Below are 19,322 nucleotides of genomic sequence, written 5' to 3' on the forward strand. Positions count from 1 at the left end.
ATCAGAAACGGGCGTCGAACGTCAGCGTCCAGGCTCTGAAAGCATGCTTCACGATGCAGGCAATGTCGCTGAAGGGCCCGTCTTTGAGGCCAGCAACTGGCCACCGTCGACCGCGATCGTTTGCCCCGTAATCCAACTTCCCATTTCGCTCGCCAGGAACAGAGCAACTTTCGCGATCTCCTCCGGCGTGCCAAACCGCCCCCAAGGTATGCTGTCGAGCGTGCGCTGATACAGTTGGGGATCGGACGCCTTGCGGTTATCCCACACGCCGCCTGGAAATTCGATCGAACCGGGCGCGATGCCGTTTACCCGGATGCGTTTTGGCGCAAGCGCCAACCCCTGGCCCATTGTGTAGTTGACGAGCGCCGCCTTGATCGCAGCGTAAGGCAAAGTGCGCGGCACCGCCCTGAAACCGGAAATCGACGAGATGTTGATGATGACGCCACCCCCCGCTTTTTCCATGAACGGGATGGCTGCCTGGGTGGTGCGCACCGTCGCCATCAGGTCGACGTCGATGCTGGCTCGCCAGCCGCTCTCGTCATCCCTCATGCCGATGCCCGACGCGTTGTTGACCAGAATGTCGATACCATCGAGCGCGCTAACGGCTCCCGCCACAAAGCTCGCGGGCGCAGATGCCTCTGCGAGGTCGCATGGCATTGCGAAAATGGCCCCTCCATGCCGCTTCAGCTCGACCTCAGCCGCTTCGAGACCCGGCGCACCGCGGGCGCAGATCGCGACATCCGCGCCTTCCGCCGCAAATGCCAGAGCGATTGACCGGCCGATGCCGCGACTGGCACCCGTTACAACAACCTTTTTGCCCTTGAAGGAGATTTGCATTGCGTTGACCCGTGCAAAGCTGGCTCTCGAATTTCCAGGTGAATGGAAGTGTATTGGATTATCACCTCCTGGTCGAGAAACGGCCGGATTTGGCGGCATCGAGGCTGGCGCAACGGTCGGCGCCCTCGAAGCCCTTGCGCCATTCTGCGAGGCAGGGCACATCTCAGGCGCGCTTTCCAGGAGACGCCTGTGCCCGACGCCGCCAACCATTTGACTTTCGCGCTGATCTGCCTCGGCATGGTGCTGACGCCTGGGCCGAACATGATCTACCTGATCTCGCGCTCGCTATCGCAAGGGCCGAAGGCAGGGCTGATCTCGCTCGGCGGCGTGGCGCTGGGCTTCCTGTTCTATGTGCTGTCGGCCGCCTTGGGCATCACCGCGCTCATCTTCGCCGTGCCTTACGCCTATGACGCGCTGCGCATCGCCGGCGCGCTCTATCTGCTGTGGCTAGCCTGGCAGGCGCTGAGGCCCGGCGGGCGCTCGCCGTTCCAGGTGCGCGAGCTGCCGAAGGACAGGCCGCGCAAGCTGTTCGTCATGGGGCTGATGACCAACCTGCTCAACCCGAAAGTGGCGGTGCTCTATCTGTCGCTGCTGCCGCAGTTCATCAACCTGGCCAAGGGCCATGTGCTGTCGCAGCTTCTGGTGCTGGGCGTGACGCAGATCTCGATCAGCCTCACCGTCAACGCCATCATCGCGGTGACGGCCGGCTCGATCGCCACCTTCCTCGCCGGACGGCCGTTCTGGCTGGTCGTCCAGCGCTGGATGATGGGCACGGTGCTGACCGCGCTGGCGCTGAAAATGGCGACCGAGGCGCAAAGGTAGAGACGGCCTTAGCGGCCCCGGCGTAGACCTACATCGGCCGGCGGGCGGGCCGGATCTGCTCCGGCTCGATCACCTTGCGATAGAGATGCCAGGTCGCGTGGCCGAGGATCGGCATGACGACGGCAAGGCCGGCAAACAGCGGGATCGAGCCGATCACCAGAAGCACCGCGACCGTCAGGCCCCAGAGCGCCATCTGCAACGGGTTTGCCATCACGGCACGCGCCGAGGTCTCGATCGCCGAGACGGCGCCGACATCGCGGTCGAGCAGCAGCGGGAAGGCGATGACGGTTGTGGCAAGCACCACGACCGCGAAGACGAAGCCTGCGGCGTTGCCGAGCAGGATCAGCGTCCAGCCCCTGCTGGTCGTCAGCACGTCGCGCAGGAAGGTGCCGACCGATGCCGGCGGCTCGGCGCCGAACAGGCTGGTGTAGATCGACTGCGCGGCGAACAACCACAGAAGGAAGAGCCCGAAGAGCAGGCCGCCGATCACGGCGATCGAGGGTAGCGCCGGCGAATGGCGCACGTCGAGCGCATGCTGCCAGTGCGAGTCCATGCCGAGCTCGCGCCGGCGGCTGATCTCATAGAGACCGATCGCCGCGAAGGGCCCGATCAGCGCGAAGCCCGACATCAGCGGATAGACGAGCTGGATGGCGTTTGAGCCCGACGACCACCGCGTCAGGATCAGTCCGACGACCGGATAGATCAGGCACAGGAACACGTAGTGCGAAGGCTTGGCCCAGAAATCCTCGGCGCCGAGCCGCAACGCATCCCATAGGTCCGACGTGGTGATGTGGCGCACCGTGGGCTGCACATGCATCCCTCGCGCGTCCGCCATGACATGAAAACCAGCCATAACCGTCCTCCGTATTTCGCGGGGGCGGTCACCGCCTGGGGTGGCCGCCCGTGGCTGCCACTTTCAAGAACGCGGCCATCATAGCCGATCTTCCGGGGGATGTCGCGCTTCACGCGATTTTCATCGTCTGCCCGGCAAAAGCCATGATCGCCGGTATCAGAGGCACGATGACCATCCCGACCACCATGTCCCTCAATCTCGACAGACGAACATTGCTCAAGGCCATCGGCCTTGCGGCCCTTGGCGGCGTCGCCGCCTGCAACAGCGTCACGGTGCCAACCGGCGAAGGCGCCGGCGTGTCGTCCTCCGCTACCACCACGTTGAGCACAATCCGCACATCGGCCGGACTGCCGACACTGACGCCGGACACACAGCTCGAGCAGGCCGCGCTCCAGCAGGCGGGCTACATGGCGTCGCGCGCCCGCATGAGCCACACCACCGGGTGGGGCAAGGATTTCGCCTCCCGCATGAAAGGCAACGGGGTGCACGGCGCCGCCGGCGAGAATATCGCCGAGGGCCGCTTCGACCAGCAGAAACTGTTCGACATCTGGATGCATTCGGACGGCCACCGCCGCAACATGCTCGACCCGGACTTCAGTCGCTTCGGGCTGGCTTACGTGCGCGACGGCCGCGACCCCAGCCTGCGCTACTGGGCGCTAGTGCTGGGCAGGTAGAGCGCCAAATCTCCCCCTCGAGGGGGGAGATTTCGCCGAAGGCGACAGAGGGGGTCGCCGCGCATGGAACGCCAACCTTCATGTGCGCAAGCAAGCCGAGCCCAGTCGGACCGCCCCCCTCTGGCCTGCCGGCCATCTCCCCCCTCAAGGGGGGAGACCCCGCGGTCGGCCACCTTCGCCAATCTCCGGCGTCGCAGGGGCAGCGCGAATGGAGATCAATCCATATGTGCAGCAGGCCCGCCACTGGCCGGAGCCGCCTTCGGCTTGCGCAGCAGGATGACGAACGGAACGGCAATCAGCGTCATCACCATCAGGATTTTGAAGTCGTTGATGTAGGAGATCATCATCGACTGGACGTTCACCAGCCTGTCGACCTGCGAAAGCGCGGCGGGATCGCCGCCTGCGGCGGCCGGCGAGGCGGCCCACAGGTTCGGGTTGTACGTGTTGATGAAGGCCGACAGCTCGGTGTGGTTCACCTGCGTGTTGCGCACCATCAGCGCCGCGACCACCGACACGCCGATCGAGGAACCCAGATTGCGCACCAGGCTGAACAGCGAGGTGGCGTCGGTGCGGTAGCGCGCGTCGAGCGTAGCGAAGGCGACCGTCGACAGCGGCACGAACACCATGCCCATGCCGAGACCCTGGATGACGCCCGAAGAGATGATCAGCCAGTTGTCCATCTGCGGCGTGAAGCTCGCCATGGTGTAGAGCGACTGCGCTGTGAGGAGGAAGCCTATGGCGACGAGGATCCTCGCATCGATCCTGTGCATGATGCGGCCGACGACCAGCATCGAGATCATCGTGCCGATGCCGCGCGGCCCCAGCACGACGCCGATCGTCACGGTCGGGTAGCCGAAGATATTGGCCAACATCGGCGGCAAGAGCGACATCGAGGCCAGGATCAGCACGCCCATGACGAAGATGAAGCCCAGGCCGGTCACGAAATTGCGGTCGAGGAATATCTTTGGATCGATGAAGGGATGCTCGGCCGTCACCGTGTGGATGGCGAACACCCAGAAGCCGGTGAGCGAAAGAGCGAGCTCGATCCAGATCTCGGCCGAATTGAACCAGTCTACCTCGCCGCCGCGATCGAGCAGGAGCTGCAGCGCGCCGACGCCGAGCGAGATCATGGCGAAGCCGAAGAAGTCGAAGCCGCGCACGCGCTTGGCGATGACCGGCAGATAGGCGGCCATGCCGAGGAAGGCGAGGATGCCGACCGGCAGGTTGATGAAGAACACCCAGCGCCAGTTGAAATTTTCCGTCAGCCAGCCGCCCAGCGTCGGCCCCAGGATCGGCCCGAGCATAATGCCGGCGCCCCAGATCGCCATCGCCTGGCCGTGGCGCTCTTTCGGGTTGATGTCGAGCAGGAAGGTCTGCGACAGCGGCACGATCGCCGCGCCGAACATGCCCTGCAGCAGGCGAAACAGCACTATCGTATCGAGGCTCCAGGCCAGGCCGCAAAGCATGGAGAAGATGGTGAACCCGACCACCGAGGCGAGGAATAGCTCCTTGCGGCCAAACCGGTCGGCAAGCCAGCCGGTCACCGGCGTCATGATCGCGGCGGCGACGATATAGGAGGTCAGCACCCAGTTGATGTTGTCGGGCGATGCGCCGAGGTCGCCGGTCATGGTCGGCAGCGCGACATTGGCGATCGTGGTGTCGAGCGCCTGCATGATCGTCGCCAGCATGAGCGCGACCGTGATCAGGCCGCGATGCGGGACCTCTTTGAAGGGTTCGGGCGTGCTCATGGTGCTGAACTTCCAGCAGGTAACGAAAACGTGTACATTAGGTTTCCGGGCGGCAAGGCCTTCCGTTGAGAGACCCTCATCGCGGTGGGACGCGAGGATCGATGTGGGGGTTACATCGACCGAAAGTCTCTATTCGAGCGGGATGCCTGCCGCCCGGAAACCTGAGGACCGACGGGCCCGTGTCGAAAGCTTCAGCTTCGGTCAAAGCCGCGGTGCGGCGCGTCTCGAACGCCTTGCTTTCCCACGCCTTCCATCAGACCAATCCCCTGCTCCAACTCTTTGTTTTTCCATCCTATTGCTCTGGCTCGCCGGCCGTTGCGTGACCGAAGATCGACGGCAGGCCGCGCGCCACGCCGGTGTCGACGGTGACCGTCGCGCTCATGCCGGTGCGCAGCGCCATCCTGGCATCGGGGTCGGTCAGCTCCAGGCGCACGGGGATGCGCTGGGTGACCTTGACCCAGTTGCCGGTGGCGTTCTGGGCAGGCAGCAGCGAGAACTCCGCGCCGGTGCCGGCGCCGATCGCCTTGACGGTCGCCTCGAAGGTCCTGCCCGGATAGGTGTCGACCACGATCTCGGCCTTCTGGCCCGGCTTCATATGGGTAAGCTGGGTTTCCTTGAAATTGGCGTCGATCCAGATGTCGCCGGTCTCGACCAGCGCAAACAGCGGCGTGCCGACGGCGACATACTGGCCGACCTTGAAGGACGAGGCCTGGTAGACCACGCCGTCGGCCGGCGCCTTCACCGTGGTCTGCGCGAGGTCGTAAGCGGCCTTGTCGCGCGCGGCTAAAGCCGACATCACGGTCGGATGCTTGTCGGTCTCGATGTCCGGGTTGCCGCCGAGCGCGGCCTTGGCGCTGACGATGCCCTGCTGAGCAACCGCCAACTGCTGCTTGGCCTTGTCGAGGTCGTTGCGGGCCTCATCCAACGATGACTTGGCGTTGATGCCTTTCTGGGCGAGATCGGCGGCGCGATCATATTGCGACTGCGCATAGTCGACCTCGCTGCCGGCCGACTTTTCCTGCGCCATGGCCTGGCTGTAGGCGGCGCGGAGTTGCTCGACATTGAGGCGCGCCGCGGCAACCGCCGCGTCGGCCTGGGCGAGCGCTATGCGATAGGGCTCGGGGTCGATGACGAAGAGAAGATCGCCCTGCTTGACGGTCTGGTTATCGGCGATGCCGACCTGGACGATGCGGCCGGCCGTATCGGAGGCGATCGAAATCCTGGCCTGCTGCAGGTTGGCGTTCTCGGTCTCCTGATAGCGTCCGCCGGTCACCCAGACATAGGCGCCACCGGCGAGCAGCGCCAGCGGCAGGGCGACCATCAAAAGGAAGCGGCCGGTGCGGCGCTTCTTCTTCGGCGCGGGAGCCGGCTGCGGTACCGGCGCCACCGAAACCGGACCTGGTGCCGGCTGCGCCGGCGCTTCCATTTCCAGCTTGGTGACGTTGTCTTCCATCTTGGCTGCCGCGTTCATGCTGCTGTGCCTTCCGTATTCTTTTCCAGCGACGACGCTTCGCCGTCCGTCAGATTCTGCACGATGGTGTCCAGCACCCGGATCAGGATGCGCCGGTCTTCCGGCGACACGCCGGTGAGCGATTCCTCATAGACCTCGCCGGCAAGGCTCTTGACGTCGGCATAGGCCGCATTTGCCTTCTCGGTTGGGAAGATCATGCGCACACGCCGGTCGGTCGCGTCCTGGCGGCGCTCGATCCAGCCGCCCTCTTCCATCCTGTCGACAAGGCGCGAGACGCTGATCGGCTCGATCTCGAGCAGCTCGGCAAGCCGCGCCTGGGCGACACCCGCCTCCTTGGCGACGCGGACCAGAAGCCGCCATTGCGCCGACGACAGGCCGAGCCCGCTGGCGCGCGCCTCGAAGCGCTTGCGCATCAGGCGCTGCACGTCGTGGATCAAAAATCCCAATCTGTCGATGCCATCCGAAACCATGAGCGGCATATATAATAAGCGTGCTTACTATTCAAGAGAGCGCATTGTTCCAGAAGCCGGAAATCGACATGGCAAGCAAGCGGAGCGCTCATGGCTAAAGCGCGTCGCGCTGAAAACGAATTGAGGCGACGCGCTTTAGGTCATTGGTTTGCATGTCGTTCTCCCAAAACCGCTGCGCACTTTTGGGCGACATGCATTAGCGCTGTATGGACGGGCAGCGGCGACGGCCTGAGGCGATGCCTTCACAGCGGGATGCCAACCACCTGAAATTCACTGTGTTTTAGCTGGTATGCTGGCGCCGTTCGGCATCTTCGTGATACAGCTTACGCCGTGGATCGGGGGATCAGCACAATGCCGACGCTCTATGCGCTGAAACCGGCTTTCCAGGACAGGCTGCGGCCGCTGGTCGGCAGGCTGGCCGCAATGGGCGTGACGGCCAACAAAATAACCATTCTGGCAGCCCTGCTCTCCGTCGCGGCCGGAACGGCTATCGCGGCGTTGCCCGCCTGGCGCGCGCCGCTCTTCCTCATTCCCGTCGTGCTTTTCGCGCGCATGGCGCTCAACGCCATCGACGGCATGCTGGCGCGGGAGCATGGCCAGGCCTCGACGCTCGGCATGTATCTCAACGAAATCTGCGACGTCGTCTCGGATCTCGCGCTGATTCTGCCGTTTGCCGCCTTCCCTCAATTCGGCGCCTGGGGCGTCGTCGCCTTTGCCATCGCCGCGGCGCTCACCGAGTTCGCCGGCGTGCTCGGCATCGCCGCCGGGATCGGGCGAAACTACGCCGGACCGTTCGGCAAGAGCGACAGGGCGCTGGCGCTGGGCGTGGTCGCGGTGCTCGCCGCCGCCGGCTTCTGGCCGGCGGCGATCGCGCCATTTGTGTTTCCGGCCATGGCTACGCTGTCGCTGCTGACCGCCATAAACCGGATACGCGCCGGTCTTATTGGCAGCAGCGGCTGAGCATCGAGGCTAGCCATGCCGCCCGAGGGAGACACCATGCTTCACGAACAGATCGCCGCAGCGCCGGCGGAAAGCCTTGCGCGGCAGGCGCAGGAACGCACCTTCCGCAGCCATGACGGCACGGAGATATTCTATCGCTTCTGGCCGGCGGCATCGGCCGATGCCAAGGGCGCGGTCGTGCTCTTCCATCGCGGCCACGAGCATGGCGGCCGCATGGCGCATCTCGTCGATGAACTCAGCATGCCCGACCACGCCTTCTATGCCTGGGATGCCCGCGGCAACGGCCGCTCCGCCGGCGAGCGCGGCTATGCGCCGTCCTTTTCGGCGCTTTTGCGCGACATCGACTGCTTCATGCGCGAGATCGCCGCCAGGGACGGCATTGCCGTGCGGGATATCGCGCTCGTCGCGCAGTCCTTCGGCGCGGTGCTTGCCGCGGCGTGGGTGCACGACTACGCGCCGAAACTGCGCGCCATGGTGCTCGCCTCGCCCGCCTTCTCGGTCAAGCTCTACGTCCCCTTCGCCAAGGAAGGCATCGCGCTCTGGCAGAAGATCAAGGGGCGCTTCTTCGTCAATTCCTATGTCAAGGCGAAGCTGCTGACCCATGACCCGGTGCGCATCGCTTCCTTCGAAAGCGACAAGCTGATCACAAGGCCGATCGCGTCGAATATCCTGGTCGAGCTCTACCAGCACGCGGCGCGCATCGTTTCCGATGCCCGCGCCATCACCGTGCCGACGCAGCTTCTCCTATCGGGCAGCGACTGGGTGGTGCGGCCCGCGCCGCAGCACGAATTCTTCGTCAATCTCGGCAGCCGCATCAAGGAGCGGCATGTTCTGCCGGGCTTCTTCCATGACACGCTGGGCGAACGCGACCGCGAGAAGGCGCTCGATTTGATCCGGCCCTTCCTCGAAGCGCAGTTCCAGACACCGGCGCCTGCCGTCGACCTGAAACAGGCCGATATCGCCGGCTATACGCGCGACGAGGCCGACCGGCTCGCCTCGCCGCTCGATCTCCTGTCGCCAAAGGGCCTCTATTGGGCAATGAGCCGCGCGTCCATCCGCATCGGCAGTTGGTTCTCGCGAGGCATGAAGATCGGCGTCAGCACCGGTTTCGATTCCGGTTCGACGCTGGACTATGTCTATGAGAACGAGGCGCGCGGTCTCGGGCCGATCGGCCGCGCGGTCGACCGGACCTTCCTCGATGCCATCGGCTGGCGAGGGATCCGCCAGCGCAAGCTCAACCTCGAAGAGCTGATCGGCTCGTCGCTGGCAACGCTCAAGGCCGCCGGACGGCCCGGCCATATCCTTGACATCGCCGCCGGCCACGGCCGCTACCTGCTGGACGCGATCGGCAAGAGCACCGAGCAGCCGGCCAGCGTGCGCCTGCGGGACTATTCCGACCTCAATGTCGAGCTCGGACGCAAGCTGATCGCCGAGCGGCGATTGCCGGCGAGCGTGTCTTTCCAGCGCGCCGACGCCTTCGACGGCGACGGGCTGGCGGCGCTCGACCCGGCGCCGGATCTCGCGATCGTCTCCGGCCTTTACGAACTCTTCGCCGACAACGCGCTGATTGCGCGCTCGCTCGGCGGCCTTGCCCGCGCCATGCAGCCCGGCAGCCTGCTGATCTACACCAACCAGCCCTGGCATCCGCAGCTCGAAATGATCGCGCGCAGCCTAACCTCGCATCGCGGCGGCCAGGCCTGGGTGATGCGGCGGCGCACGCAAGGCGAGATGGACCAGCTGGTCGAGGCGGCCGGCTTCGAGAAGCTCGACCAGCGCATCGACCAATGGGGCATCTTCACCGTCTCGTTGGCAAGGCGGCTTTAAATCAAGAGATAGAGCATGATGTCGTCCGAAAACCGCTTCACACTTTTCGGCATCATGCTCTAGGACCGCCCACGCATGCCCACCAGTGCCGAGCCCCCGCGCCTTGCAGTCTCCACATCCGCCGAGCCCTATGGGCGTGTCGTCGTCCGGGCAGCGCTTTGGCTCACGTTGCTCGCGCCACTCTTCTATTCGACCTACGGCTTCGCCAACTGGCTGGCGTCGACGCGCGAGCATGTCGGCAGCATCGTGTTCGCCTGGGAGCACCATGTTCCATTCCTCGCCTGGACGATCGTGCCCTACTGGTCGATCAACCTGTTCTACGGGCTGTCGCTCCTGCTCAACGACAGCCGGCAGGGCGTCGACCGGCTGGCCAGCCGCTACCTCACCGCGCAGGTCGTCGCCGTCACCTGCTTCATCCTGTTTCCGCTGACCGCCACCTTCGTGCGGCCGGCAACGAGCGGCCTGCCCGGCTTCCTGTTTGCCGTGCTCGGCGGTTTCGACAAGCCGTTCAACCAGGCGCCATCGCTGCACATCGCGCTTTTGGTGATCATCTGGGATCACTGGCGCCAGCGCCTAGGAGGCCCACTGCTCGCGCTTTGGCACGGCTGGTGCTTCCTGATCGGCGCCTCGGTGCTGACGACCTGGCAGCACCATTTCATCGACATCCCCACCGGCGCGCTGCTCGGCTTCTTTGCGTTGTGGCTCTTTCCAGCCAAGGGCGAGATGCCCTTCGCCGGATTCCGCCTGACCGCCGATGCCAAGGCACGGCGGCTTTCGCTGTGCTACGCGCTGGGCGCCGCGCTCGTTCTCGCCGGCGCTGCCATCGGTGTCTTCTTTTCCGCTATCGCGCTTGTCCTTTTGTGGCCGGCGCTGGCGCTGGCCATCGTCGCCTTCGCCTATGCCGGGGCCGGCGCGAAAGTGTTCCAGAAGACGGCGGACGGCCAGGTTTCGCTGGCGAGCCGCATCCTGCTGTGGCCTTACCGGCTTGGCGCGAGGATCAATGTCCTGGCCTGGACGCGCAAGCTGCCGCCGGTCGTGGCGGTCACCGATGGCGTATTCCTCGGGCGTTTTCCGGCGAGCGGCGAAGCCAGCGGCTTCGGCACCGTGATCGACCTTGCCGCCGAGTTGGAGCGGCCGCGAGACGCGTCTGGCCGCTGGGCGAGCTTCGGCATGCTCGATCTCCTGCCGCCTCCCGCGGACACGCTCGACAACGCGGTGGCGGCGATCGAGCCGGCGCGGAGGCACGGCACAGTGCTGGTCTGTTGCGCGCTCGGTTTCCAGCGCAGCGCCACCGTCGTCGCCCGATGGCTGGTCGCCAGCGGCCGCTCGCGCACGCCGGCGCAGGCGCGCAAGCAGCTCGCCGGGTCCGGCCGGCCGGTGCATCTTCAGGTCGGACTGGACGAGCCGGCATGACGGACGAAGCCTATCAGCAGCGGACAGCCGCTTTCGCCGCCATGCTGATCAAGCAGGCGGCATGGCCGACCGCCATCGTCGTCGCCGGCGACAGCGTCGCGCCGCTGGTCGCCTCGGCGCGCGGCGCGCTCCACGCGCCCCTTGCCGTGCTGGCGCTGCTGGTCGCGGCGGCGAGCGCTGTCGTGGTGCTTGGGCTTTCCGCGCTTCTTCTCTTCGACGCGCTGCTGTTCCGGCTGATGGCGACGCATTCAGACGACGCCTCCGGAGGCGCCGCGGTCGACGACATCCTTTCGCGCATGCGGCTGAAGCCCGCGCCAACCGCTCCGCGCCCGCTCGACGATCGCATCGCAGGAACGCGCCGCCTTCTCGTGCGGCAGCGCATCGGCTTCGCGATCTTCGTCGTCGCGTTCCTCACAGCAGGGTTCTGGATGCCCAGATGAGCAAGCTTGCGCTGCGGACCTTCACCCTGCTGCAGACGGTCACCTCCGTCGGCCTGTCGGCGCTGGCGTGGGCCGTGACCGGCGTGCGCCCGATCTGGAGCGGCAGCCAGCCGTCCGACCGGCAGCGCATCTACTTCGCCAACCATACCAGCCATGGCGATTTCATTTTGCTGTCGGCCTGCCTCAGCGAGACGGAGCGCGCCATCACGCATGCGGTGGCCGCTGCCGAATATTGGGGCAAGTCGCGGCTGCGCCGCTTCATCGCCGAGGACATGCTGTCCTCCGTGCTGATCAGCCGGCAATGGACAAGCGAGGCGGAGAACCCGATCTCCGTCATGCTCTCCGTGCTCGACCAGGGCCACTCGCTGATCATCTTCCCGGAAGGCACTCGCAACATGAGCGACGAGCTGCTGCCTTTTCGCTCCGGGCTCTACAATCTGTCGATGGCGCGGCCGGACGTCGAACTGATCCCTTGCTGGATCGAGAACATGTCGCGCGTGCTGCCCAAAGGCCAGTTCCTGCCGGTACCGCTGCTTTGCCGCGTCGTCTTCGGCGCACCGGTGGCGGTGGCGCCGGGCGAGGAACGCCGCGCCTTCCTCGAGCGCGCCCGCTCAGCGCTTCTGGCGCTCAACCCGCGCCCCGACCGAGACGATTGATGCGCCACGAAATCAGCATTCTCATCATCGGCCTTTTCGTGGTGCTGAGCACCGCCAGCGTCACCGCCGGCATCCTTTCGATGCACGCGCCGAAGCCGCTGAGCGCGACGCTCGTCAACCTCACTCAGCGCATCAACGCCTGGTGGGTCATGGTGGCGCTGATGACGGTCGCCTTCTTCTTCGGCCGCTACGGCATGACGATCCTGTTCGCGCTGATCTCGTTCGCGGCGCTGCGCGAATTCGTGACGCTGACGCACAGCCGTCGCAGCGACCATTGGGTGCTGCTCGGCATGTTCGGCATCGTCATTCCGTTCCAGTATTGGCTGGTGTGGACCGCCTGGTACGGCCTCTTCGTCATCTTCATTCCGGTCTACTGCTTCCTGCTGATGCCCGCGATCACGGCGCTGCATGGCGACACCGAGCGCTTCCTGGAGCGCATCGCCGCGCAGCAATGGGCGATCATGATCTCGGTCTACTGCGTCAGCCACGTCCCTGCCCTGCTGACGCTCAACGTGCCGGGCTTCGAAGGCCGCAACCTCTTGCTCATCGCCTTCCTGATCATCGTCGTGCAGGGCAGCGACGTGCTGCAGTACATCTTTGGCAAGCTGTTCGGAAAACACCGCTTCTCGCCCACCGTCTCGCCCTCGAAGACCTGGGAGGGCCTGATCGGCGGACTGGCCGCGTCGAGCCTGCTCGGCGCGCTCTTGTCCTTCATCACGCCGTTCTCGCCGCTGCAGGCTTCGGCGGTCGCCTTCGTCGCCTGCACGATGGGTTTTCTCGGCGGGCTCGTCGCCTCGGCGATCAAGCGCGACCAGGGCGTCAAGGACTGGGGGCATTTGATCGAGGGCCATGGCGGCATGCTCGACCGCACCGACAGCCTGGTCTTCGCCGCGCCGATCTTCTTCCACATCGTGCGCTATTTCTGGACGGTATGACCGTCGGCATCGGCGTCTCCCGGCGCCGTTCCAAGGCCGTCTCACCCAAACATCGGAAAATTTTCAGAAACCGTTCGGGAGTTCCCGGGCCGGAAACCGCAAGAAGATCGGGCTGGCGAAAGACAGGCCGCAACGCCCGATCCCCTCTCCAGCCAACATATTTCCCGGTCGCCGCATCCTCCCGGTGCGACCGCAACCTTGGTGATGGAGACAACATGATTGCCGCACTCTTCCGTAACGGGCCGTCGAGGCGCCGCCTTGTCGCCGGATCGATCGCCGTTCTTGCCTGCGGTGCCGCCGTGGTCTGGCACGGCGCCAGAAGCGAGGCCTCGAACGCCACGCCGGCCGCACCCGAGACGAAGCTCGTCAAGGCCGTCGCCGTCGCCCCGATGCTCGGCGCGGACACCCGCACCGCCGTCGGCGAGATACGCCCGAGGCTCGAAAGCGACCTCGGCTTCCGCGTATCCGGCAAGCTCATCGAACGCATCGCCGGGATCGGCGCCACGGTGAGGAAGGGCGACGTGCTCGCCCGCATCGACGACCAGGACTATCGCAACCGGCTCGCCAGCGCCGAGGCCGACGTCGCGGCGGCGCAGGCGGTGCTCGTCGAGGCAAGCGCCGCCGAGGCCCGCATCGGCGCGCTGCTCGCCAAGGGCTTTACGACGCGGGCCAATTACGACGCGACGCTGAAGAACCTGCGCTCGGCGCAGGCCAAGCTCAAATCGGCGAAAATCGCCTTCGACATGGCCAAAGACCAGCTCGGCTATAGCGAGCTGCGCGCGGAATTCGACGGTATCGTCACCGCGACCGGGGCCGAAGCCGGCCAGTCCGTCAATGTCGGGCAGACGGTGGTGCGCGTCGCCGATCCGGAGAGCCGCGATGCGGTGTTCTCGATCGCGGAAGCTGCCTTCGCCAACGCGCCCGATACGAAGCGGCCACCGCAGGTAACCGTCTCGCTGCTTAGCAATCCGGCGATCACGGCGGTCGGCACCGTCCGCGAGATTGCACCCATGGCTGATGCCGCGACCCGCACCTTCCAGGTGAAGGTCTCGCTCGAGAATGTGCCCGACGAAATGCGCTTCGGCGCAAGCGTCGCCGGCCGCGCCGAGATGGGTGGCGCGCCGGTGATGGTGCTGCCGGGCAGCGCGCTGTTCGATAAGGAAGGCAAGCCGGCCGTGTGGGTCGTCACACCGTCGTCGGCGGTGGAGCTGAGGCCAATCTCTGTCGCCCGCTACGAGACCGATCGCATCGTCGTCAGCGACGGGCTCGCCAAAGGCGATCTCGTCGTCACCGCCGGCGTCAACCGGCTGCGGGAACACGAAAAAGTTCGTATCGTTGAAGGAGAAGGAAAATGACCGTGTCCAAGACAAAGGTCCTCATTGCTGGCGCCGGTCCGACCGGGCTGACGCTCGCGCTCTGGCTGACCAGGCTCGGCGTGCCGGTGCGCATCTTTGACAAGGCCGCAGCTCCCGGCGAAACATCGCGAGCGCTTGCCGTCCAGGCGCGCACGCTGGAGTTCCACCGCCAGATCGGCATCGTCGACGACGTGCTTGCGGAGGGCGTGCGCATCGAGCGACTCACCGTGCACACGCCGGCCGGGATAGCGGCGCGCCTGCCGCTGTCCGATTTCGGCCGCGGCATCAGCCCCTATTCCTTCGCCTTCGCGCTGCCGCAGGACATCCACGAACGCGTGCTGATCGCGCATCTGGAGCGCGCCGGCGTCAAGGTCGAGCGAAGCACCGAGCTCATCACCTTCCAGGACAGAGGCGATGCGGTCGTCGCGACCTTGAGCAAGGTAGGCCGGACCGAAACCGTCGGCGCCGCCTATCTTGCCGGTTGCGACGGTGCCCACAGCGCCGTGCGCCATGGGCTGAAGGTCGGCTTTCCCGGCGGCGCTTACGAGCAGTCCTTCTACGTCGCCGACGTGAAGGGGCGCGGCGAGATCACCCGCAACGGCATGGACACGACGGTCAGCGCCTATGGCTTCGCGATCGTCATGCCGGTCCGGCAGTCCGGCTCGGTCAGGCTGATCGGTATCGTGCCGAAGGCGCATGAGGCCGACGAGACGATCAGCTTCGAGGCGATCCGAGCCGATGTCGAGCGCGACACCGGCGTCACGGTCGACGAGGTGAACTGGTTCTCGACCTACCGCGTCCACCATCGCGTCGCCGAGCGCTTCCGCGTCGGCCGCGTGTTTCTTTGCGGCGATGCCGGCCACATCCACAGCCCGGCCGGCGGCCAGGGCATGAACACCGGCATGGGCGATGCAGTGAACCTCGCCTGGAAGCTCGCGGCGATCGTGCAGGGCCGAGCCGATCCGCGCCTGCTCGACAGCTACGAGCCGGAGCGCATCGCATTTGCGCAGAAGCTGATCGACAGCACCGACACCGCTTTCCGCTTCATCACCAGCCGCTCGCGGTTCATAGGCTTGTTCCGTCGCTATCTGATGCCGAAGATTTTGAACGCGCTGCTCCACACCTCTTTCGGCTCGCGCTTCTTCTTCGGCGTGATCTCGCAGGCGGCGATCGAGTATCGCGCCGGACCGATCAGCGCGGGCACGGCGGGCAAGGTGAGCGGCGGCGACCGCCTGCCCTATGTACTCGGCCCCAACGGTGACAATTTCGAGCCGCTGCGCTCGCTCGACTGGCAGGTCCACGTCTACGGCGAGGTCACCTGCGATTTCCGGGCGATGCTGGCGCCGACCGGCATCCCGATCCACGCCTTCGCCTGGTCGGACGCGGCCGAAAAGGCCGGCTTGCAGCGCGACGCTGCCTATCTGGTGAGACCGGACGGCCATGTCGCGCTTGCCTCGCCGGTCCAGGAAGCGGCCGCTTTCCAGCGCTATATCGCCGGTCTCGCCATCAAGCCGAGAACCGCAGAGCGCGCGCCCTACCGCGTGCCGGGCACCATGCACAGCCTGGCCTGAACTGCCACGGCGCCCGCCAAGCGGCGGGCGCTTACCGAACCCCAACCGTCACTTGTTTCGCCTGCCGGCAGCCGCCGGCGGAACGCGCCTTTGCGCGCTGAGAGGAATTTGCATCATGACGAGTTTCAACCTTTCCGAATGGGCGCTGCGCCACCGGAGCTTCATCGTCTACCTGATGATCGCGGCGGCACTTGCCGGCCTTTACCCCTATCGCGGCCTCGGTCGCGAGGAGGACCCGCCCTTCACCATCAAGACCATGGTGGTGAAGACGATGTGGCCGGGCGCCAGCGCCGGCGACACGCTGGAGCAGATCACCGACCGCATCGAGAAGAAGCTCGAGGAGCTGCCGGACCTCGACTACGTCAAGAGCTACACCAAGCCCGGCGAGTCCGTCGTCTTCGTCAACCTCAAGGACACGGTCGCCGGCGACCAGGTGCAGCCGCTCTGGTACCAGGTGCGCAAGAAGCTCGACGACATCAAGCCGACGCTGCCGTCCGGCGTGCAGGGCCCGTTCTACAACGACGAGTTCGGCGACACCTATTCGTTGATCTACGCGCTTACTTCCGACAGCCTCAGCCATCGCGAGTTGAAGGATCTGGCGAGCAGCCTGCGCGCCGGGCTGCTCACCGTGAAGGATGTCGCCAAGGTCGACCTGATCGGCCAGCAGGACGAGAAGATCTATCTGGAATTCTCGACCCAGAAGATCGCCGCACTCGGCCTCGACGTCGGCACGCTGTCGCAGGCGCTGCAGGCGCAGAACGCGCTGACGCCGAGCGGCACGGTCGACGCCGGCCCCGAGCGCATCGCCATCCGCGTCTCCGGCAGCTTCACCTCGGAGGAAAGCCTGAAGGCAATCAACTTCTACGCCAACGGCCACTACTTCCGGCTGGGCGACGTCGCCGAGGTCAAGCGTGCCTATTCCGACCCGCCGCAACCGATGTTCCGCTTCAACGGCAAGCCTGCCGTCGGCATCGCCATCTCGATGACTTCGGGCGGCGACGCGTTGGCGCTGGGCGAAAACGTCAAGGAGAAGATGCACGAAATGGAGGCCGAGCTGCCGCTCGGCGCTGAGCTCGGTCTGGTCGCCGACCAGTCGCATGTCGTGGAAGAATCCGTCGGCGAGTTCACCAAGAGCCTCGGCGAGGCGATCGCCATCGTGCTTGCGGTGTCGCTGCTGGCGCTCGGCTGGCGCCCCGGCGTCGTGGTGGCGGTCGCCATCCCGCTGGTGCTGGCGATAACCTTCGTCACCATGGAGTATTTCGGCATCTCGCTGCAGCGCATCTCGCTCGGCGCGCTGATCATCGCTCTCGGCCTGCTGGTCGACGATGCGATGATCGCGGTCGAGATGATGATCTCGCGCATGGAGGAAGGCCACGACAAGATCTCGGCCGCCACCTACGCCTACACCTCCACCGCCTTCCCGATGCTCACCGGCACGCTGGTGACCATCGCCGGCTTCGTGCCGGTCGGTTTCGCCAAGAGCGGCGCCGGCGAATACTGCTTCTCGCTGTTTGCCGTCGTGGCGATCGCGCTGGTCGTCTCCTGGGTGGTGGCCGTGCTGTTCACGCCGCTCACCGGCGTGGCGCTCCTGCCCGATCGCATCAAAGGCCATGGCAGCCATCAGCCGTCGCGGATTGCCCGCGGCTTCCAGACGCTGCTCGAGATGGCGATGCGGGCGAAGTGGATCGTGCTGTCGGCGACCGCGGGGCTGTTCGCGCTCTCGGCCGTGGCCATGGGCTTCGTCGGCCAGGAATTCTTCCCGAAGTCCGACCGGCCGGAGGTTATGCTCGATCTTACCCTGCCGCGCACCGCCTCGATCAAGTCGACGGATGCCGTGGTCGAGCGTGTCGAGAAGCTGCTCGCCGCCGATCCCGACATCGACCATTGGAGCTTCTATGTCGGCCAGGGCGCGGTGCGCTTCTACCTGCCGCTCGACGCGCAGCTGGCCAATGACTTCTTCGCCCAGGCCGTGGTGGTGACCAAGGGCCACGCCGTTCGCCAGGCCGTCATCGACCGGCTGGAGAAGGAGCTGGCGACCGGCTTCGACGACGTCATGGCCCGCGTCACGCCGCTGGAGCTCGGCCCGCCGGTCGGCTGGCCGCTGAAGTTCCGCGTCAGCGGTCCGGACCCGGACAAGACGCGCAGCTTGGCGCAGCAGTTCGCGCAGGTGCTAGGCAGCGACGCCGCCGTGCGCAACATCAACTACGACTGGAACGAACCGGCCAAGGTGATCAAGGTCGACGTCGACCAGGACCGGGCGCGCGCGCTGGGCATCTCCTCGCAGCAACTGTCGGAGACGATCAACGCGGTGCTGTCGGGCTCCAAGATCACGCAGATGCGCGACGACACCTACCTCGTCGACATCGTCGCCCGGGCGGTGGAGACCGAACGCGCCAGCATCGACACGCTGCGCGGCCTGACGATCAGCGCGTCCGGTGGTCGGCACGTGCCGCTCGAGCAGGTGGCCAAGCTCAGCTATCAGACCGAGCCGCCGCTGATCTGGCGCCGCGGCCGGCTGCCGACCGTGACAGTGCAGGGCGACGTCGCGCCAGGCGAGAACGCCACCTCCGTCACGCGGCGGCTGGAGAACGCGATCGCCGCCTTCAAGGCGGAGCTGCCGGCGCGCTACAGCGTCGAACAGGGCGGCGTGATCGAGGACAGCGCCAAGGCGCAGGCCAGCATCTTCGTGGTGTTCCCGCTGATGCTGTTCATCATGGCGACGGTGCTGATGATCCAGCTGATGAGCTTCCAGCGCCTGGTGCTGGTGCTGCTCACGGCTCCGCTGGCGCTGATCGGCGTCGCCGGCGCGCTGCTCCTGTCGGGCGCACCAATGGGCTTCGTGGCGATCCTCGGCGTGATGTCGCTGATCGGCATGGTGATCCGCAACTCGGTCATCCTGATCGCGCAGATCGACCAGCACATCGCCGCCGGCGAGGAGCCGTGGGCCGCGGTGATCAGCGCCACCACGCATCGGCTGCGGCCGATCCTGCTCACGGCGGCGGCCGCCATCCTCGGCATGATCCCGATCGCGCCGACGGTGTTCTGGGGGCCGATGGCCTATGCGGTGATGGGCGGGCTGATGGTGGCAACCGCGCTGACGCTGGTCTTCCTGCCGACGCTCTACGCAACCTGGTTCGGCATCAAGGCGCCCGCTGAGACCACCGCGGCGACCGAACCGACCACGGCCAGCGCCGAACCTCAGCCGCTGGCCGCCTGAGCTGAAACCATTGCGGAGACGCCGCCGTGGCAGTTCTTCGTCGTCGCCGACGTGATCGGCGGCGGCGTCACAACCG

At 65.9% G+C, this 19,322-nt stretch carries 16 protein-coding genes; 11 read left to right on the forward strand and 5 right to left on the reverse strand.

Annotated features, from left to right (window positions below):
- Nucleotides 1-48: 48 nt before the first annotated feature.
- Nucleotides 49-837: an SDR family oxidoreductase gene (locus EJ070_RS28975; protein WP_245464703.1), complete on the reverse strand. Its 789-nt coding sequence runs from the start codon at nt 835-837 to the stop codon at nt 49-51.
- A gap of 189 nt (nt 838-1,026) precedes the next feature.
- Between EJ070_RS28975 and EJ070_RS28980 the strand changes: the two genes are divergently transcribed.
- Nucleotides 1,027-1,659 carry a LysE family translocator gene (locus EJ070_RS28980; protein WP_126094425.1) on the forward strand — a complete coding sequence of 211 codons (633 nt, stop codon included), beginning with the start codon at nt 1,027-1,029 and terminating at the stop codon, nt 1,657-1,659.
- Nucleotides 1,660-1,687: 28 nt separating this feature from the next.
- Here EJ070_RS28980 and EJ070_RS28985 read toward each other — a convergent pair whose 3' ends face one another.
- Nucleotides 1,688-2,512 (reverse strand): DUF2189 domain-containing protein, encoded by an 825-nt coding sequence (locus tag EJ070_RS28985; RefSeq protein WP_126094426.1) that lies wholly within the window; start codon nt 2,510-2,512, stop codon nt 1,688-1,690.
- Between the two features lie 167 nt (nt 2,513-2,679).
- Here EJ070_RS28985 and EJ070_RS28990 point away from each other — a divergent pair, with 167 nt between their 5' ends.
- Nucleotides 2,680-3,186 (forward strand): CAP domain-containing protein, encoded by a 507-nt coding sequence (locus EJ070_RS28990; protein ID WP_126095942.1) that lies wholly within the window; start codon nt 2,680-2,682, stop codon nt 3,184-3,186.
- A gap of 215 nt (nt 3,187-3,401) precedes the next feature.
- Here the strand turns inward: EJ070_RS28990 and EJ070_RS28995 are convergent, their stop codons facing one another.
- The 3 genes from EJ070_RS28995 to EJ070_RS29005 all read right to left on the reverse strand — a co-directional run bounded on the left by EJ070_RS28995 (nt 3,402) and on the right by EJ070_RS29005 (nt 6,875).
- Nucleotides 3,402-4,934, reverse strand: a complete 1,533-nt coding sequence (locus EJ070_RS28995; protein ID WP_126094427.1) for a DHA2 family efflux MFS transporter permease subunit — start codon at nt 4,932-4,934, stop codon at nt 3,402-3,404.
- 292 nt (nt 4,935-5,226) lie between these two features.
- Complete coding sequence (locus EJ070_RS29000; protein ID WP_126094428.1) at nt 5,227-6,405, reverse strand: HlyD family secretion protein; 1,179 nt, start codon at nt 6,403-6,405, stop codon at nt 5,227-5,229.
- Nucleotides 6,402-6,875: a MarR family transcriptional regulator gene (locus tag EJ070_RS29005; RefSeq protein ID WP_126095943.1), complete on the reverse strand. Its 474-nt coding sequence runs from the start codon at nt 6,873-6,875 to the stop codon at nt 6,402-6,404. The genes EJ070_RS29000 and EJ070_RS29005 overlap by 4 nt, the downstream gene beginning before the upstream one ends.
- A gap of 351 nt (nt 6,876-7,226) precedes the next feature.
- Between EJ070_RS29005 and EJ070_RS29010 the strand changes: the two genes are divergently transcribed.
- The 9 genes from EJ070_RS29010 to EJ070_RS29050 all read left to right on the forward strand — a co-directional run bounded on the left by EJ070_RS29010 (nt 7,227) and on the right by EJ070_RS29050 (nt 19,246).
- Nucleotides 7,227-7,835, forward strand: coding sequence for a CDP-alcohol phosphatidyltransferase family protein (locus EJ070_RS29010; protein ID WP_126094429.1), 609 nt, complete (start codon nt 7,227-7,229; stop codon nt 7,833-7,835).
- A gap of 36 nt (nt 7,836-7,871) precedes the next feature.
- Complete coding sequence (locus EJ070_RS29015; RefSeq protein WP_189350115.1) at nt 7,872-9,659, forward strand: bifunctional alpha/beta hydrolase/class I SAM-dependent methyltransferase; 1,788 nt, start codon at nt 7,872-7,874, stop codon at nt 9,657-9,659.
- A 75-nt stretch (nt 9,660-9,734) separates the two neighbouring features.
- On the forward strand, nt 9,735-11,072 hold the full coding sequence (locus EJ070_RS29020) for a phosphatase PAP2/dual specificity phosphatase family protein (protein WP_126094431.1): 1,338 nt from the start codon (nt 9,735-9,737) through the stop codon (nt 11,070-11,072).
- On the forward strand, nt 11,069-11,512 hold the full coding sequence (locus EJ070_RS29025; protein ID WP_126094432.1) for a hypothetical protein: 444 nt from the start codon (nt 11,069-11,071) through the stop codon (nt 11,510-11,512). The genes EJ070_RS29020 and EJ070_RS29025 overlap by 4 nt, the downstream gene beginning before the upstream one ends.
- Complete coding sequence (locus EJ070_RS29030; protein ID WP_126094433.1) at nt 11,509-12,168, forward strand: lysophospholipid acyltransferase family protein; 660 nt, start codon at nt 11,509-11,511, stop codon at nt 12,166-12,168. Before EJ070_RS29025 ends, EJ070_RS29030 begins: the two co-directional genes overlap by 4 nt.
- Nucleotides 12,168-13,103, forward strand: coding sequence for a phosphatidate cytidylyltransferase (locus EJ070_RS29035; RefSeq protein ID WP_126094434.1), 936 nt, complete (start codon nt 12,168-12,170; stop codon nt 13,101-13,103). The genes EJ070_RS29030 and EJ070_RS29035 overlap by 1 nt, the downstream gene beginning before the upstream one ends.
- Nucleotides 13,104-13,318: 215 nt before the next feature.
- A complete protein-coding gene (locus tag EJ070_RS29040; RefSeq protein WP_126094435.1) occupies nt 13,319-14,458 on the forward strand; it encodes an efflux RND transporter periplasmic adaptor subunit in 1,140 nt (379 codons plus the stop codon).
- Nucleotides 14,455-16,029: an FAD-dependent monooxygenase gene (locus EJ070_RS29045; RefSeq protein WP_126094436.1), complete on the forward strand. Its 1,575-nt coding sequence runs from the start codon at nt 14,455-14,457 to the stop codon at nt 16,027-16,029. The genes EJ070_RS29040 and EJ070_RS29045 overlap by 4 nt, the downstream gene beginning before the upstream one ends.
- 115 nt (nt 16,030-16,144) lie before the next feature.
- Nucleotides 16,145-19,246, forward strand: coding sequence for an efflux RND transporter permease subunit (locus EJ070_RS29050; RefSeq protein ID WP_281059630.1), 3,102 nt, complete (start codon nt 16,145-16,147; stop codon nt 19,244-19,246).
- The last annotated feature ends 76 nt before the right edge of the window (nt 19,247-19,322 follow it).

The organism is Mesorhizobium sp. M1E.F.Ca.ET.045.02.1.1 (assembly GCF_003952485.1).
Taxonomy (GTDB): domain Bacteria; phylum Pseudomonadota; class Alphaproteobacteria; order Rhizobiales; family Rhizobiaceae; genus Mesorhizobium.

Bases quoted from the DNA above. Each gene is read 5' to 3' on its own strand.
- EJ070_RS28985 (WP_126094426.1), bottom strand. From the start codon at position 2,512: ATGGCTGGTTTTCATGTCATGGCGGACGCGCGAGGGATGCATGTGCAG.
- EJ070_RS28975 (WP_245464703.1), bottom strand. From the start codon at position 837: ATGCAAATCTCCTTCAAGGGCAAAAAGGTTGTTGTAACGGGTGCCAGT.
- EJ070_RS29030 (WP_126094433.1), top strand. From the start codon at position 11,509: ATGAGCAAGCTTGCGCTGCGGACCTTCACCCTGCTGCAGACGGTCACC.
- EJ070_RS28995 (WP_126094427.1), bottom strand. From the start codon at position 4,934: ATGAGCACGCCCGAACCCTTCAAAGAGGTCCCGCATCGCGGCCTGATC.
- EJ070_RS29000 (WP_126094428.1), bottom strand. From the start codon at position 6,405: ATGAACGCGGCAGCCAAGATGGAAGACAACGTCACCAAGCTGGAAATG.
- EJ070_RS28990 (WP_126095942.1), top strand. From the start codon at position 2,680: ATGACCATCCCGACCACCATGTCCCTCAATCTCGACAGACGAACATTG.
- EJ070_RS29015 (WP_189350115.1), top strand. From the start codon at position 7,872: ATGCTTCACGAACAGATCGCCGCAGCGCCGGCGGAAAGCCTTGCGCGG.
- EJ070_RS29050 (WP_281059630.1), top strand. From the start codon at position 16,145: ATGACGAGTTTCAACCTTTCCGAATGGGCGCTGCGCCACCGGAGCTTC.
- EJ070_RS29035 (WP_126094434.1), top strand. From the start codon at position 12,168: ATGCGCCACGAAATCAGCATTCTCATCATCGGCCTTTTCGTGGTGCTG.
- EJ070_RS29005 (WP_126095943.1), bottom strand. From the start codon at position 6,875: ATGGTTTCGGATGGCATCGACAGATTGGGATTTTTGATCCACGACGTG.
- EJ070_RS29020 (WP_126094431.1), top strand. From the start codon at position 9,735: ATGCCCACCAGTGCCGAGCCCCCGCGCCTTGCAGTCTCCACATCCGCC.
- EJ070_RS29040 (WP_126094435.1), top strand. From the start codon at position 13,319: ATGATTGCCGCACTCTTCCGTAACGGGCCGTCGAGGCGCCGCCTTGTC.
- EJ070_RS29045 (WP_126094436.1), top strand. From the start codon at position 14,455: ATGACCGTGTCCAAGACAAAGGTCCTCATTGCTGGCGCCGGTCCGACC.
- EJ070_RS29010 (WP_126094429.1), top strand. From the start codon at position 7,227: ATGCCGACGCTCTATGCGCTGAAACCGGCTTTCCAGGACAGGCTGCGG.
- EJ070_RS29025 (WP_126094432.1), top strand. From the start codon at position 11,069: ATGACGGACGAAGCCTATCAGCAGCGGACAGCCGCTTTCGCCGCCATG.